Origin of the sequence: Curtobacterium sp. UNCCL20, from assembly GCF_900101675.1 — a bacterium.
Taxonomy (GTDB): Bacteria; Actinomycetota; Actinomycetes; order Actinomycetales; family Microbacteriaceae; genus Curtobacterium.
In genome coordinates this window covers 266,199-281,047 of record NZ_FNKG01000003.1, presented here as the reverse complement: position 1 = coordinate 281,047, position 14,849 = coordinate 266,199, and the positions used below count along the sequence as shown (strand labels likewise).

The 14,849-nt window shown below is 71.0% G+C and carries 14 protein-coding genes; 1 reads left to right on the top strand and 13 read right to left on the bottom strand.

Annotated elements, in window-relative coordinates; genetic code table 11:
* Positions 1 to 44: 44 nt before the first annotated feature.
* The 5 genes from BLT36_RS14460 to BLT36_RS18820 form a co-directional block, all read right to left on the bottom strand.
* Complete coding sequence (locus BLT36_RS14460) at positions 45 to 1,007, bottom strand: bifunctional riboflavin kinase/FAD synthetase (protein ID WP_092096197.1); 963 nt, start codon at positions 1,005 to 1,007, stop codon at positions 45 to 47.
* Between the two features lie 9 nt (positions 1,008 to 1,016).
* Positions 1,017 to 1,475, bottom strand: coding sequence for a hypothetical protein (locus BLT36_RS14455; protein ID WP_092096195.1), 459 nt, complete (start codon positions 1,473 to 1,475; stop codon positions 1,017 to 1,019).
* Between the two features lie 121 nt (positions 1,476 to 1,596).
* Positions 1,597 to 1,962 (bottom strand): hypothetical protein, encoded by a 366-nt coding sequence (locus BLT36_RS14450; RefSeq protein WP_092096194.1) that lies wholly within the window; start codon positions 1,960 to 1,962, stop codon positions 1,597 to 1,599.
* The gene (gene truB, locus BLT36_RS14445) at positions 1,959 to 2,921 is read right to left on the bottom strand and encodes a tRNA pseudouridine(55) synthase TruB (protein ID WP_092096192.1); all 963 of its coding nucleotides are present in this window, start codon (positions 2,919 to 2,921) and stop codon (positions 1,959 to 1,961) included. Before truB ends, BLT36_RS14450 begins: the two co-directional genes overlap by 4 nt.
* Positions 2,922 to 2,983: 62 nt before the next feature.
* On the bottom strand, positions 2,984 to 3,430 hold the full coding sequence (locus tag BLT36_RS18820; RefSeq protein ID WP_175529658.1) for a hypothetical protein: 447 nt from the start codon (positions 3,428 to 3,430) through the stop codon (positions 2,984 to 2,986).
* A gap of 148 nt (positions 3,431 to 3,578) precedes the next feature.
* Between BLT36_RS18820 and BLT36_RS14435 the strand changes: the two genes are divergently transcribed.
* A complete protein-coding gene (locus tag BLT36_RS14435) occupies positions 3,579 to 4,433 on the top strand; it encodes an HhH-GPD family protein (RefSeq protein ID WP_302847121.1) in 855 nt (284 codons plus the stop codon).
* Here the strand turns inward: BLT36_RS14435 and rbfA are convergent.
* From rbfA to BLT36_RS14395, 8 genes are all read right to left on the bottom strand, one after another.
* On the bottom strand, positions 4,430 to 4,882 hold the full coding sequence (gene rbfA, locus BLT36_RS14430; protein ID WP_092096189.1) for a 30S ribosome-binding factor RbfA: 453 nt from the start codon (positions 4,880 to 4,882) through the stop codon (positions 4,430 to 4,432). The genes BLT36_RS14435 and rbfA overlap by 4 nt on opposite strands.
* Positions 4,883 to 5,028: 146 nt before the next feature.
* The gene (gene infB / locus BLT36_RS14425; RefSeq protein ID WP_092096187.1) at positions 5,029 to 7,932 is read right to left on the bottom strand and encodes a translation initiation factor IF-2; all 2,904 of its coding nucleotides are present in this window, start codon (positions 7,930 to 7,932) and stop codon (positions 5,029 to 5,031) included.
* Positions 7,933 to 8,006: 74 nt separating this feature from the next.
* Positions 8,007 to 8,321, bottom strand: a complete 315-nt coding sequence (locus BLT36_RS14420; RefSeq protein ID WP_092096186.1) for a YlxR family protein — start codon at positions 8,319 to 8,321, stop codon at positions 8,007 to 8,009.
* A gap of 67 nt (positions 8,322 to 8,388) precedes the next feature.
* Positions 8,389 to 9,384 (bottom strand): transcription termination factor NusA, encoded by a 996-nt coding sequence (gene nusA, locus BLT36_RS14415; RefSeq protein ID WP_092096184.1) that lies wholly within the window; start codon positions 9,382 to 9,384, stop codon positions 8,389 to 8,391.
* 157 nt (positions 9,385 to 9,541) lie between these two features.
* The gene (locus BLT36_RS14410) at positions 9,542 to 11,293 is read right to left on the bottom strand and encodes a proline--tRNA ligase (protein WP_092096183.1); all 1,752 of its coding nucleotides are present in this window, start codon (positions 11,291 to 11,293) and stop codon (positions 9,542 to 9,544) included.
* Between the two features lie 284 nt (positions 11,294 to 11,577).
* Positions 11,578 to 12,711, bottom strand: a complete 1,134-nt coding sequence (gene ispG / locus BLT36_RS14405) for a flavodoxin-dependent (E)-4-hydroxy-3-methylbut-2-enyl-diphosphate synthase (RefSeq protein WP_092096530.1) — start codon at positions 12,709 to 12,711, stop codon at positions 11,578 to 11,580.
* A 31-nt stretch (positions 12,712 to 12,742) separates the two neighbouring features.
* Positions 12,743 to 13,354, bottom strand: coding sequence for a cysteine hydrolase family protein (locus BLT36_RS14400; RefSeq protein WP_254787672.1), 612 nt, complete (start codon positions 13,352 to 13,354; stop codon positions 12,743 to 12,745).
* On the bottom strand, positions 13,351 to 14,829 hold the full coding sequence (locus tag BLT36_RS14395; RefSeq protein WP_092096181.1) for a purine-cytosine permease family protein: 1,479 nt from the start codon (positions 14,827 to 14,829) through the stop codon (positions 13,351 to 13,353). Before BLT36_RS14395 ends, BLT36_RS14400 begins: the two co-directional genes overlap by 4 nt.
* Between the last annotated feature and the right edge of the window lie 20 nt (positions 14,830 to 14,849).

Genomic DNA, 14,849 nt, shown 5'->3' with positions numbered 1-14,849 from the left:
GTGCGCCGTGCCGTGCCGCCGTGCCCCCGTACCGCCGGGCAGCGTCAGACGGGCGCGGGAAGCCCGAGCAGCAGCCGGATGTCGCGGTCGTCCTGGCGCATCTGCGCGGCGAGCTCGTCCATCGACGAGAACTTCACCATGCCGCGCACGTAGGACACGAAGAGCACCGAGATGGTGTCGCCGTAGAGGTCGATGTCGACGTCGAGCAGGTGCGCCTCGATCTGCTTCGCGGGCACACCCTCGAACGTCGGGTTGTTGCCGACCGACACGGCAGCCGGGTACACCGTGCCCTCGTGCAGCACCCGCGCCGCGTAGACACCGTCGGCGGGGACGAACCCCTCGCACGCCGGGTCCAGGTTCGCCGTCGGGTAGCCCATCGCCCGGCCACGCTGGTTGCCGTGCACGACGACGCTCCGGACGGCGTGCTCGCGGCCGAGGAGCCGTGCGGCCTCGGCCACCCGCCCGTCGCCGAGGAGCTCGCGGATCCACGTGGAGGAGACCCGGCGTTCGCCGTCGGGCCGGACGTCGTCGACCAGGTCCACGTCGTCGATGAGCTCGACGGTGAAGCCGTGCCGCTCACCCAGTGCACGGAGGAGTGTGACGTCGCCGGCACCCTTCGCGCCGAAGCGGAAGTCGCTGCCGACGAAGACGAGCCGGGCGTGCAGGGTGTCGACGAGGATCTCGGACACGAACGCTCCGGGCGCCTTCGACTGCAGCTCGTGGTCGAACCGGAGGAGCAGGGTGGCGTCGACGCCGACCTCGTCGAGGAGCTCGCGGCGCTGGGCGATGCTCGTCAGGGCCGGTGGGACCTTGACCGGGTCGATCACGGTGAGCGGGTGCCGGTCGAACGTCACGACGGTGGAGACGAGTCCCTGCTCGTGTGCGGCTCGCTCGAGGTGCGCGATCACGGCCCGGTGCCCGACGTGGACGCCGTCGAACTTGCCGATCGTGACCGCACTCGGCCCAAAGCCCTGGGCCACGTCGGCGATGTCGTCGTAGTACTGCACGTCGACCCCCTACTCGCCGGCCGGCACGGTGGACGTGGGCGCGTCGGTCGCTGCGTTGTCGGGCGCTCCGGCGGTGCGGTGGTGCTTCCGGAGCCACCAGAGACCGGCAGCCGGGAGCACGAGCGGGGCGAAGGCGTACCCGAGGCCGTAGTACGACCAGATCGTGTCGTCCGGGAACAGCGCCCGGTCGAAGAGCGAGAGCGTCCCGATGACGAGCACACCGGTCATCTCGAAGACGATGGTGACGCAGGCGACCCGGTACCAGAACCGACCGGGGACGATGAGGGCGATCATCGCGACGATGTACACGACGGCCGCGACGGCGCTCAGCGTGTAGGCGAAGGGCGCGAAGTCGAACTTCTCGATGATCTGGACGACGCTCCGACCGGTCGCCGCCAGCGCGAGCACGCCGTAGACGGCGATGAGGACGCGGCCGATGCCGGTCGCGAGTGAGGATCTGGTCGCCATTGCACCGATTCTACCGACGGCCGGGCCCGACGATGACGCAAGGCGTCAGGACGAGCCCGACGATGACGCAAGGACGGGGCGGACTCGACCGGCACGCGCGCAGCCGTCGACAGGCTCTGCGTCAGTTCAGCGCGAACCAGATCTGGTACATCCGGTACAGCATCACGGCGACGGTGAAGGCTCCGGCGCCGAGGACGACGGTGCTCCACTTGGTCCGGTCGATGAGCGCCCACACGATCGTCGCCGGCGGCACGAGCAGCACCGACACCGCGTAGACGCCGAACTCGAGGGCGTTCCCGACCGGCGGGCTGCCGACGGCCGGCAGGACCAGCGCGATCACGCCCTGCGCGAGCAGCAGGAGTTCGACGAGGACAAGCGACCCCACCGTGTAGTCGTTCGGCTTCCAACCGATGAAGCCGACGACCACGGCGAACAGCCCTGCGACCACGGCGATCACGAGCTGCACCCACATGAACCACTCGATCACGCGTTCGCTCCGCCGCTCGTGGACGACACCGTGTGCGCCGTCGGGAAGTTGGTGATGACGCGGAGGAGTCCGCGCCGGACCGAGACGAGTCCGACGAGCCGGTCTCCCTCGGTGGCGACGGCCGCGACCGGGCCGTCGGTGTCCGGGTGGTCGGCGGCGACGCGCTTACCGTCGGCGAGGTCCTTCGCCGCGTCGGCGTCGAGCGGGACGGCGGGGAACAGCCGTCGGGCGATGTCGACCGGCCGGGCGAGTGCGGCGCGGACGTCGACCGCGTCGTCCTCGAGGTCGATCGCGTCCGCCACGTCGAACGGGCCCACCTGCTCGCGGCGGAGCGCCGTCAGGTGCGCACCCGTGCCGAGGGCCGCGCCGACGTCACGCGCCAGGGCTCGGACGTAGGTGCCTGACGAGCACGTCACGACGACGTCGAGGTCGACGACGGCGACCTCGTGGCCGTCGACGGTGACCACCCGGTCTCCTCGGCCGGTGACGTCGAACCGTGAGACCGTCACGGTGCGGGACTTGAGGACGACCTCTTCGCCCTTCCGTGCGAGGTCGTAGGCGCGCCGGCCGTCGACCTTGATGGCGCTGACGGTCGAGGGGACCTGGGAGATCTCGCCGCGGAGGGCGGCGACCGCGGCCTCGACGGCAGCGTCGGACACGTCGGCCGAGGCCGTTCCGAGGGCCGCCGTGGGGTCGCCGTCGGCGTCGTCGGAGTCTGTGGAGACACCGAGCCGGATCGTCGCGGTGTAGGTCTTCCCGAGGCCGACCAGGTGGGTCAGGAGCCGGGTCGACGGGCCGACGCCGAGGATGAGCAGACCGGTCGCCATCGGGTCGAGGGTGCCGGCGTGGCCGACCTTCTTCAGACCGAGGCGGCGCCGGGCGATCGAGACGACCCGATGGCTGGAGATCCCCTGCGGTTTGTCGACGAGGAGGATGCCGTCGGGCGCGGTTTCGAGCACCGTAGGAGATTACCAGCGGTGCAACCGGTCAGTGGGCGCGATCCATCGGTCAGGTGTCTGCCTCAGCAGGCGTCGTTCCACTCGCGCCGCGGGTGCTCCGGGTCGGTGACGTCGAGCACCGCCGACGCGGCGATCTTCACGTCGGCCCGACGCTCGAGACGACCGTCCTCCTGCTCGGCCCACAGGGACCACCGCCAGAGCCCACGCGCACCGTGCGCCAGCACGCCGTGCCCGTGGACCACGAGCACGCCGTCCCCGGCGCCGGTGGAGCGGAAGGGTGCGACGAGGTCGGCGCGCAGGGCGTCGACGTCGGCGGAGGGTGCGGCCGCGGCCATGGCGGAGACACCGTGCTGCTCGAAGCCGGCGACGAGCCCCGCGGCGACGCGCTCGAGGTCGACGCCGTCCTGTCCGTCGATGCCGATCACGGTCCGGTTCGTGCCGACCTGCGCGATCACCTCGGCTGCGATCGCTGCCATCGTGTCGGTCTCCTGGGGTGCCCAACGTGCCATGCACCCACCGTAGGCTGTCGTGGTGAACGCGAGTCGGGCCTCCAGGCAGAATGTGGACAACCCGACGACGCGAGACGGTGTGGAGGAACCGGCCACGGCGACCCGCCCCGACCCGGCCGCGACCACGCGGCCCGACATCGCCACTCCGCTGATCACCTGGTTCCGCCAGGAGGCACGCGACCTCCCCTGGCGCCGCCCCGGCTTCCCCGCGTGGGGCACGCTCGTCAGCGAGATCATGCTGCAGCAGACGCAGGTGGCGCGCGTGATCCCCCGCCTGGAGGCATGGCTCACCCGGTGGCCGACACCTGCGGACCTCGCGGACTCACCCCCGGCGGACGCGGTGCGCGCGTGGGACCGGCTCGGCTACCCGAGACGGGCGCTCGCGCTGCACGCGGCGGCGACCGCGATCGCGGAACAGCACGGCAACGTGGTGCCGCGGGACGTCGACGCACTGCTGGCGCTGCCCGGGATCGGCGACTACACGGCGCGGGCGGTCGCGGTCTTCGCGTACGGCGACCGGCACCCGGTCGTCGACGTCAACGTGCGCCGCGTCCTCGCCCGCGCCCTCCTCGGCCAGGGCGAACCGGGCCCCGCGAAGGCGAAGCAGGACCTCCCGCTGATGGAGTCCGTCCTGCCCGCCGATCGTGACGACGCCGCCGCGACCAACGCCGCGGTGATGGAGCTCGGCGCGCTCGTCTGCGTCGCCCGCTCCCCCGCCTGCGACGCGTGCCCGATCGCGGACCGCTGCGCCTGGCGTGCAGCGGGCTACCCGGAGCACGAGGGGCCACGGGCACCGAAGCAGGCGAAGTTCGCCGGCAGCGACCGGCAGGTGCGTGGCCTGATCATGGCCGAGCTCCGGGCGTCCGACGTGCCCGTCACCCGGGACGAGATCGAACCGGTGTGGCCGGACGCCGAGCAGCGGGAACGTGCGCTCGCGTCGCTCCTCCGCGATGGTCTCGCGGAGGGCGACGACGCGAGCGGCTACAGCCTGCCGGAGGGCTAGGCGCGGGCCTGGTCCTCGTCGCCGTCTTCGTCCTCGTCGCGCTTGTACGGGTCGGCGTCGCCGGCGTACGTCGCACCGGCGGCGGCGGCGCGGACCTGCTCGTCGCGCAGCTGTGCCTGCACGAGCAGGTCCTCCATGTGTGCCGAGGTCTCCGGCAGGGCGTCGGCGATGAACTCGAGCGACGGCGTGAGCCGGGCGGTGATGTTCTTGCCCACCTCCGACCGGAGCATGCCGGTCGCCGCCTTGAGCGCGGCGGCGGAGTCGGCACGCTCCTCGTCGGTGCCGTAGACGGTGTAGAAGATCGATGCGTGCTGCAGGTCACCGGTCACACGGACGTCGGTGATCGTCACGAACCCGAGCCGCGGGTCCCGGAGGCCCTTGTCGAGCCGACGTGCGACGACTTCCTTGATGCGGTCCGCCATCTTGCGTGCGCGCTGCGGATCGGCCATTGGTGCCTCCTGAGGCAGTGGCGGGACGCTTCCCGCCGGTGGTCCTGGTGAAACGGGGTCGGGCCCCGGTCCCCCCGTGGGGAGGCCGGGGCCCGTCGGGACCCGGTCCCCCGCGAGGGGAGGCCGGGGCCCAGGGAGTCACGCGATCAGTCGCGCGGCTTCTCGACGAGCTCGGTGGTCTCGATCTCGTCACCGATCTGGATGTCGTTGAACTTGCCCAGACCGATACCGGCTTCGAAGTCCGTGCGGACCTCGGTCACGTCGTCCTTGAAGCGACGCAGCGACTCGATGGCCAGGCCATCGGCGATCACCACACCCTCGCGGATGACGCGCGCCTTCGCGTTGCGCGTGATCGTGCCGGAGCGGACGATGACACCCGCGATGTTGCCGAACTTGGAGGAACGGAACACCTCGCGGATCTCGGCGACACCCGACTGGACCTCTTCGTACTCGGGCTTGAGCATGCCCTTGAGGGACTGCTCGATGTCCTCGAGTGCGTTGTAGATGACCGAGTAGAAGCGCACGTCGATGCCTTCGCGCGCCGCACGCTCACGGGCCTTGACGTCCGGACGGACGTTGAAGCCGATGACGATGGCGTTGTCGATCGTGGCGAGGTCGATGTCCGACTCCGTGATCGCACCGACACCGCGGTGGAGGATGCGGAGCTGGACGCTGTCGTCGACCTCGATGTCCAGGAGCGACTGCTCGAGTGCTTCGACAGCACCGGAGACGTCACCCTTGATGATGAGGTTGAGCGACTCGACCTTGCCCTCTTCGAGTGCACGGGTGAAGTCCTCGAGCGAGATGCGCTTGCGGGCCTTGGCCAGCTGGGCGTTGCGCTCGGCGGCTTCACGCTTCTCGGCGATCTGACGAGCCGTACGGTCCTCTTCGGTGACGAGGAACGTGTCACCGGCGCGGGGCACCGAGGACAGACCCTGCACCTGGACCGGGCGGGACGGGGTCGCGGCCTTGACCGCTTCGCCGTTCTCGTCCGTCATCGCACGGACGCGGCCGTAGGCCGTGCCCGCCACGATGGCGTCGCCGACGTGCAGCGTTCCGGACTGGATGAGCACCGTCGCGACCGCACCGCGCCCCTTGTCGAGGCGTGCTTCGATCGCCACACCGCGGGCGTCCTTGTCGGGGTTCGCACGCAGGTCGAGACCAGCGTCGGCGGTGAGCAGCACGGCGTCCAAGAGGTCCTGGATGCCGATGTTCTGCCGAGCCGACACGTCGACGAACATGACGTCGCCGCCGTACTCCTCGGCCACCAGGTTGTACTCGGTGAGCTGCTGCCGGACCTTCGCCGGGTTCGCGCCCTCCTTGTCGATCTTGTTCACCGCGACCACGATCGGCACACCGGCCGACTGCGCGTGGTTCAGCGCCTCGATCGTCTGGGGCATGATGCCGTCGTCCGCCGCGACCACGAGGATCGCGATGTCCGTCACCTGGGCACCACGAGCACGCATGGCCGTGAAGGCTTCGTGACCCGGGGTGTCGATGAAGGTGATCGGGCGCTCGATGCCCTCGTGCTCGGTGACGATCTGGTACGCACCGATGTGCTGGGTGATGCCGCCGGCTTCGCCCTCCACGACCTTCGAGTTGCGGATGGCGTCGAGCAGGCGGGTCTTGCCGTGGTCGACGTGACCCATGACGGTGACCACCGGGGGCCGCTGCTGCAGCACCGAGTCGTCCTCGTCCTCGAGCTCTGCTTCGAGGTCGATGTCGAAGCCCTCGAGGAGCTCCTTGTCCTCGTCCTCGGGCGAGACGATCTGGATCTTGTAGCCCAGCTCCTCGCCGAGGACCTCGAACGTGGCCTCGTCCAGCGACTCGGTCGCGGTCGCCATCTCACCGAGGTGGAACAGCACCGTCACCAGGTTGCCGGGGCTCGCGTCGATCTTGTCGGCGAAGTCCGAGATGCTCGCACCCCGGCGCAGACGGACGATCGTGTTGCCGTCGCCACGCGGGACCTGCACGCCGCCGAGCGACGGCGCCTGCCGCATCTCGTACTCGGCGCGCTTCGTCCGCTTCGACTTGCGGGCACGGCTCTTGCCGCCACCGCGACCGAACGCACCAGCGGTACCGCCACCGGGGCCACGACCGCGGCCACCGCCACCGGCGGGACGCGGGCCGCTGAAGGCCGGACGCGGGAAACCGCCACCGGCACCACCACCCGGACGACCACCGGGGCCACCACGACCGCCGCCGCCCTGGCCCGGGCGCTGCCCGAAGCCGTTCGGACGACCGGCCTGGCCGGGACCACCGGGACGCGGCGCACCCGGACGGGGAACACCCGGACGCGGCGGAGCCGGACGCGGAATGCCGTTGCCACCACCGGCGCCACCGGCACCGGGTGCGGGGCGCTGGCCCATGCCCTGGTTCGAGGAGTACGGGTTGTTGCCCGGACGCGGCGGGCGCGAGCCCATGCCCTGGCTCGACGCGTACGGGTTGTTGCCGGGACGTGCACCCGGCTTCGGGCCGCCCGGCTTGGGGCCGGCTGCGGAGCCCGGCTTCGGGGCGCCACCGGGCTTGACGGCGTCGGCCTTCGGGGCTGCCGAACCGGCATCGCCCTTCTCTGCTGCTGCCTTCTCGGCCGCTGCGGCCTTCCGCGCTGCCTCGGCCTCGGCCTGGCGCTGCGCGACCGACTTCGGCGCACCCGGGGTGGGCGCGGACGAGTCGGTGGAGGTGTCGTCGGCCGTCGTCGCCTCGGGCGCTGCCGAAGCAGGCGCGGGACGGGCGGGGCCGGGCTTCATGCCGCCGGGCTTCGGCGCACTGCTGCCCGAGGCCGCTGCGGGCTTCGGGGCGGCGGGCGCGTCGCTCTTGGGCGCAGCCGTGCCGGGCTTCGGCGAGGCCGAGCCGGCGGGTGCCGCGGCGGGCTTCGACGCGGGAACGCCGTCAGCCTGCAGCGCAGCACGGAGCTTCCGCGCGACGGGGGGTTCGACGGAAGAGCTCGGGCCCTTGACGAATTCGCCGAGTTCCTTGAGTTTCTCCATTGCGGTCTTGCTGTCGACACCGAGTTCGGATGCGATCTCGTGTACGCGTGGTTTTGCCACTGTTCTCCTTCACGGGTCCCACCCCGTGAAGGGGCAGGACTCAATGGATGACGGGTCTCATTTCGAGCCGCTCATCAGTTGTCCATAAGCCGTTCAGCCTGTTCTGTCATGTCCCGGTGACGCGCCTGCTCTGCAGCGCTGAGCGCTTCGAGGTAGTCGCGAACCGCGGACGTGTCCGGTTCATGATCCAGCCGGAGCGCCCGGCGGAAAGCCCTGCGCTTGGCGGCCTGATCATGTGCTTCGACCGTCGGTGTGAGCCATGCCCCCCGACCCGGCATGACTGCCTTCGGGTCCGCCACGACGCGACCGTCGCTCAGGGCGACGACACGGAGGAGGGAGGACCGGGGTGCACGACGGCGACTGCCGATGCATGTTCTGACGGGAACCACCTTACTCCTCCCCTCCGTCGACCGCGATCCGGCACGCCCGGACCGGACGTGCCACGAGCGAAACCGCTCAGTCCTCGCCGTCCAGGATCGAGTCCGGCTGGATGTCGATCCGGGCGCCCGTGAGCTTCGCGGCGAGGCGGGCGTTCTGCCCTTCCTTGCCGATGGCGAGCGACAGCTGGTAGTCCGGCACGAGGGCGCGGACGGCCTTCGTCGAGGCGTCGAGCACGAACGCGCTCGTCACCTTGGCCGGCGACAGGGCACTCGCGACGAACGAGGCGAGGTCGGACGAGTAGTCGACGATGTCGATCTTCTCGGCGCCGAGCTCCGTCGTCACCGCGCGCACGCGGGCACCGAGTTCACCGATGCAGGCACCCTTTGCGTTGACGCCCGGTTCGTTCGCCTTCACCGCGATCTTCGTGCGGTGACCGGCCTCGCGGGCGAGCGAGGTGATCTCGACGACACCCGACGCGATCTCCGGGACCTCGAGCGCGAAGAGCTTCCGGACGAGGCCCGGGTGCGTGCGCGACACGGTGATCTGCGGGCCCTTGGCACCGCGTCCGACGCTCGTCACGTAGACGCGGATGCGGGAGCCGTGCTTGTAGTCCTCGCCCGGGACCTGCTCCTCGGGGGGCAGGATCGCCTCGACGGTGCCGAGGTCGACGTGCACCATCTTCGGGTTCGGGCCCTGCTGGACCACGCCCGCGACGATGTCGCCTTCCTTGCCGCGGAACTCGCCGAGGATCTTGTCGTCACCGATGTCGCGCAGGCGCTGGTTGATGACCTGCTTCGCGGCGAAGGCGGCGATGCGGCCGAAGTCGTTCGGCTGGTCGACTGCCTCGCCGATGACCGTTCCTTCTTCGTCGCGCTCGGGCACGAAGACGGAGACCTCGCCCGACTTGCGGTCGAGCTCGACGCGCACCTCGGCGTCGACGGGCTCCTCGTTCTCGGCGCGGTGCTTCTGGTACGCCGTCAGGATGGCCTGTTCGATGATCTGGACGAGTTCGTCGAACGGGATCTCCCGTTCACGCTCCATGAGTCGCAGGACTGCGAGATCGATCTTCACCGAGGGCCTCCGTATTCAGATGAGTCGCTCCCGCGGATGGAACTGCGCGGAAGTCGGCGACCAGACTACCGCACTGCGGCTCGCGGACCCGGCCCCGCGACGCACTGGAGGCGCGGTGCCAGCCGGCACCGCGCCTCCGGTCGGACCGTGGACGCGACTAGATCGCGCGCACCGCCTCGAGCAGCTCGGCGACCGGCAGGTCGCGGCGCTCGCCCGACGCGCGGTTCCAGAGCTCGACGACCCCGTCGGCCGCGCCGCGGCCGGCGACGACCACGATCGGCATGCCGAGCAGCTCGGCGTCGCGGAGCTTGACACCCGGCGAGACCTTCGGCCGGTCGTCGTAGAGGACCTCGTACCGCTCCCCCTCGAGCTGCGCGACGATGTCCGTCGCCAGGTCGTAGGCGACGCCGTCGCGGCCGGTGGCGACCACGTGCACGTCGAACGGCGCGACGTGCTTCGGCCAGGCCAGGCCCTTCTCGTCGTTGTGCGCCTCGGCGAGGATCGCGAGGATGCGGGTCACGCCGATGCCGTACGAGCCCATCGTGACGGTGACGAGCTTGCCGTTCTCGTCCTGCACCTTGAGCCCGAGCGCCTCGGCGTACTTGCGACCGAGCTGGAACACGTGCCCGATCTCCATGCCGCGGGCGGTCTCGAGCGGCCCGGAGCCGTCCGGGGCCGGGTCGCCCGCTCGGACGTCGGAGACCTCGACCACGTCGTCGGCGACGAAGTCACGGCCGGCGACGAGCCCGGAGACGTGCACGCCACGTTCGTTCGCGCCGGTGATCCAGCTCGTGCCGTCGACCACGCGCGGGTCGACGAAGTAGCGGATGCCGGTGGCGCTGTCCGCCCCGAGGACCTGCGGGCCGATGTAGCCCTTGACCAGACCCTTGTGCTTCCGGAAGTCGTCGTCGCCGGCGGCCTCGACCTCGGCCGGGGCGAAGGCCACCTCGGCACGCTTCAGGTCGACGTCGCGGTCACCGGGCAGGCCGACCACGACGACCTCGCGCGTGCCGTCGAGGTGCGTGAGCGCGAGCACGACGTTCTTGAGCGTGTCCGCCGCCGTCCAGGGCGCGTCGTCGCGCGGGGCGACCTCGTTCGCGTGGGTGACGAGCGTGTCGATCGTGGGGGTGTCCGACGCGGGCAGGAGCACCGCTTCCGGCTGCCCCTCGATCGGCAGCGCGTCGGGGACCGGCGTGACGTAGGCCTCGACGTTCGCCGCGTACCCGCCGGCGCTCCGGACGAAGGTGTCCTCGCCGACCGCGATCGGGTGCAGGAACTCCTCGGACTTCGAGCCGCCCATCGCCCCGGCGTCCGCCTTGACGATCGCGTACTCGAGCCCGAGGCGGGCGAAGATGCGCTCGTACGCGTCGCGCATCACCTGGTAGCTCCGGTCGAGCCCCTCGTCGGTGACGTCGAACGAGTAGGCGTCCTTCATCGTGAACTCGCGGCCGCGCAGGAGACCGGCGCGGGGACGTGCCTCGTCGCGGTACTTGTCCTGGATCTGGAACAGCGTGACCGGCAGGTCCTTGTACGACGAGTACAGGTCCTTCACGAGCAGCGCGAAGAGCTCCTCGTGCGTCGGGGCGAGGAGGTAGTCGGCGTCCTTGCGGTCCTTGAGGCGGAAGATCCCGTCGCCGTACTCGGTCCAGCGGTTCGTCGCCTCGTACGGCTCGCGCGGGGCGAGTGCCGGCAGCAGGACCTCCTGCGCGCCGGCCGCCTCCATCTCCTGGCGGATGATGCTCTCGATGCGCGCGCGGACCCGGAGGCCGAGCGGCAGCCAGGCGAAGATGCCCGGGGCCTGGCGACGGATGTACCCGGCGCGGACGAGCAGCTTCGCGCTCGTCACCTCGGCGTCGGAGGGGTCGTCGCGGAGCGTACGGAGGAAGAGATGCGAAAGCCGTGTGACCACGGGGCAAGCCTAGCGGCGTGCGGTGGGCGGGACGGGCGCGGGGTCGGGATCGGGCGGCCGGGGCGAGCGCGGGGTCGGGCGGCCGCGCCGCGCACGGTGCGACCGGGCCGCGCACCGTGCGAGGTTCGTCAGTGCGTGCCACGTTCGCCGCCCCGTGCCGCGCTGCAAGCTCGCACGACCCCGCAGACGTCGCACCGAATGACGAGGCGCGCACGGTGCGCACCGACGGACGGGAGGCGCGGTGCCAGCCGGCACCGCGCCTCCAGTCGGATGGGTGGTGACGGCTAGACCGTCGTGACGACCTGCGGGGTACCGGTCGCGGCGGCCGGGCCCATCTCGTCGGCGATGCGGTTCGCCTCGGCGATGAGGGTCGGGACGATCTCGGACTCGGGGACGGTCTTGACGACCTGGCCCTTGACGAAGATCTGCCCCTTGCCGTTGCCGGAGGCGACGCCGAGGTCGGCCTCGCGCGCTTCGCCCGGGCCGTTCACGACGCAGCCCATCACGGCGACGCGGAGCGGGACGGTCATGCCCTCGAGCCCCTTGGTGACGTCGTTCGCGAGCTGGTACACGTCGACCTGCGCGCGGCCGCAGCTCGGGCAGGAGACGATCTCGAGCTTGCGCTCGCGCAGGTTGAGGGACTGCAGGATCTGCAGGCCGACCTTGACCTCTTGCGCGGGCGGAGCGGAGAGGGACACACGGATCGTGTCGCCGATTCCCTCGGCGAGCAGGATGCCGAACGCGGTGGCGCTCTTGATCGTGCCCTGGAACTCCGGACCGGCCTCGGTCACGCCGAGGTGCAGCGGCCAGTCACCGGCCGCGGCGAGCTGGCGGTACGCCTTCACCATGACGATCGGGTCGTTGTGCTTGACCGAGATCTTGAAGTCGTGGAAGTCGTGCTCCTCGAAGAGGCTGGCTTCCCAGACGGCCGACTCGACGAGGGCCTCGGGCGTGGCCTTGCCGTACTTCTGCAGCAGGCTCGGCTCGAGCGACCCCGCGTTCACGCCGATGCGGAGCGAGACGCCGGCGTCCTTCGCCGCGCGGGCGATGGCACCGACCTGGTCGTCGAACTTCCGGATGTTGCCCGGGTTCACACGGACCGCGGCGCACCCGGCGTCGATCGCCTGGAAGACGTACTTCGGCTGGAAGTGGATGTCGGCGATCACCGGGATCTGCGACTTCTTCGCGATGATCGGCAGCGCGTCGGCGTCGTCCTGGCTGGGGACCGCGACACGCACGATGTCGCAGCCGGAGGCCGTGAGCTCGGCGATCTGCTGGAGGGTCGCGTTGATGTTCGTCGTCGGCGTCGTGGTCATCGACTGGACGGACACCGGAGCGTCGCCACCCACGAGTACCTTGCCGACCCGGATCTGCCGGGACTTGCGGCGGGGGCTGAGGGTTTCGGGGACTTTCGGCAGACCGAGGTTCACTGCAGGCACGAAGTGCACTCTACGCGCTCGGGATGACGCGCTCGGTGCTCGCTGACAGGTCCGCCGCCGAGTCCACCACGGTGATGAGCGGGGCGTAGAGGCGCATCGCGGCGAGGGCGCGCTCGTGGTCCTCGTCCGATGCGCCGGCGCAGGCCTCCGCCACGACCGTCACCCTCGCGCCGGCGTCGGCCGCTGCGAGTGCGGTCGACAGGACGCAGCAGTCCGTCGAGACGCCGGTGAGCACGAGGTGCGGGTGGTCGCCGACGACCGACCGGAGGCTCGTCCCCCACTTGCCGAAGGTCGTCGCCGTGACGACGGGGTCGCGCCGGTCCGCCGCTGCCGAGGCGAACGGTTCGGTCAGGTCCCAGAGCGGATCGGTGTCGGGCCGGAGGGCGAACGACCAGTCGCGGTAGTACGGCACCCACGCGCCCTGCGGGTGCTCCGGTGCGACGAAGCGGGTGAAGACCGTGCGGCCGGTGAACCAGGGCAGCAGGCGTTCGATGCCCGCGGTGGCGTGGTCGAACCGGGGCGTGGCCCACGGACTGTCCCCGGTGAAGACCTGCTGCACGTCGATGACGACCAGCCAGGCGTCGTCCGGGACGCCGTCGACGTCGGTGATGGTCGTGCTCACCGGGACGTCTCCTGGCGGCGGACGGACCCGCGGGCGAGCAGCAGCGTGCCGAGGAACCCGACGAGCAGCGCGACGAGGACCCCGAGGTTGGCGTAGGCCCAGGCGCCGGTCCGGCCGCCGAGACCGAATGGCTCGAGCAGGTACCCCTGCCAGTTCAGCCAGGCCGGGACGCCCGACGTGTTCGTGACGAGCCCCCAGCCGAGCGCGGTGCCGACGAGCACGAGCGCGATGGCCGCCCACCGGACGTCGCCGTAGCGCCCGCGGCGGTCCTCGAGCTCCGTCTCGGCGTAGTCACGGCGACGCAGCAGCACGTCGGCCACGAAGACGCCCGCCCACGCGGCGATCGGGACGCCGAGCGTGATCAGGAAGGACTGGAACGGCCCGATGAAGTCGGGGGCGAAGAACACGACGTACACCGCTCCGGCGACCATGAACACCCCGTCGACACCGGCCGCGACGGGCCGGGGAATGCGGACGCCGGTGCTGAGCAGGGCGAGCCCGGACGAGTAGATGTCGAGGACCGCGCCGCCGACCAGCCCGAGGATCGCCACGAGGGCGAACGGGATGAGGAACCAGACCGGCAGGATCGTCGTCAGTGCGCCGATCGGGTCCGCGCCGATCGCGGCGTTCAGGTCCTTCGAGGAGCCGGCGAGCAGCACGCCGAACACGACGAGGATCGCCGGTGCCAGCGCCCCGCCGAACGTCGTCCAGCCGACGACACCGCGCGTGGACGAACCACGCGGCAGGTACCGCGAGTAGTCGGCAGCCGCGTTGACCCACCCGAGCCCGAAGCCGGTCATCACGAGGACGAGCGCGCCGATCACCTGCTGGGCGCTCCCCGCCGGCATCGCCGCGATCGCCTGGAAGTCGATCGACGGCACGGCCAGCACGACGTAGACGACCGTCAGGACCGCCGTGATCACCGTGATCCAGGTCTGCAGTCGCATGATCACGTCGAACCCGGCGACCCCGGCCCCGACCACGAGCGCGGCGACCACGAGCAGCGCGACGAGCTTCGTGACGACACCGGCATCCCACCCGAGTTCACGGAGGACCGTCGACGTCGCGAGGACGGCCAGCGCGGCGAGGGCGGTCTCCCACCCGACCGTCAGGACCCAGCTCAACCCCGAGGGCAGCCGGTTCCCGCGGACGCCGAAGGCCGCCCGGCTGAGCACCATGGTCGGCGCCGATCCCCGCTTGCCCGCGATCGCGACGATGCCGCACAGCAGGAACGAGAACACCACCCCGACGACGCTCACGACGGTGGCCTGCCAGAACGAGATGCCGAACCCGACGACGAACGACCCGTACGCGATGCCGAGGACGGAGATGTTCGCCGCGAACCACGGCCAGAACAGGCCGCGTGGGACGCCCTTGCGGTCGGCTTCGGCGATGACGTCGGTCCCCTGCCGCTCCACCGTGCGGACCTCGGGCGTGCCGGCCGCTCCGGCGCGGGTCTCGGGCGCTGTGCTCATCCGCTGAGCGTATCGCCGCA

Coding starts and splice junctions, on each gene's coding strand:
- BLT36_RS14455 (WP_092096195.1), bottom strand. CDS start 1,475: ATGGCGACCAGATCCTCACTCGCGACCGGCATCGGCCGCGTCCTCATC.
- BLT36_RS18820 (WP_175529658.1), bottom strand. CDS start 3,430: ATGGCACGTTGGGCACCCCAGGAGACCGACACGATGGCAGCGATCGCA.
- rbfA (WP_092096189.1), bottom strand. CDS start 4,882: ATGGCCGATCCGCAGCGCGCACGCAAGATGGCGGACCGCATCAAGGAA.
- BLT36_RS14395 (WP_092096181.1), bottom strand. CDS start 14,829: ATGAGCACAGCGCCCGAGACCCGCGCCGGAGCGGCCGGCACGCCCGAG.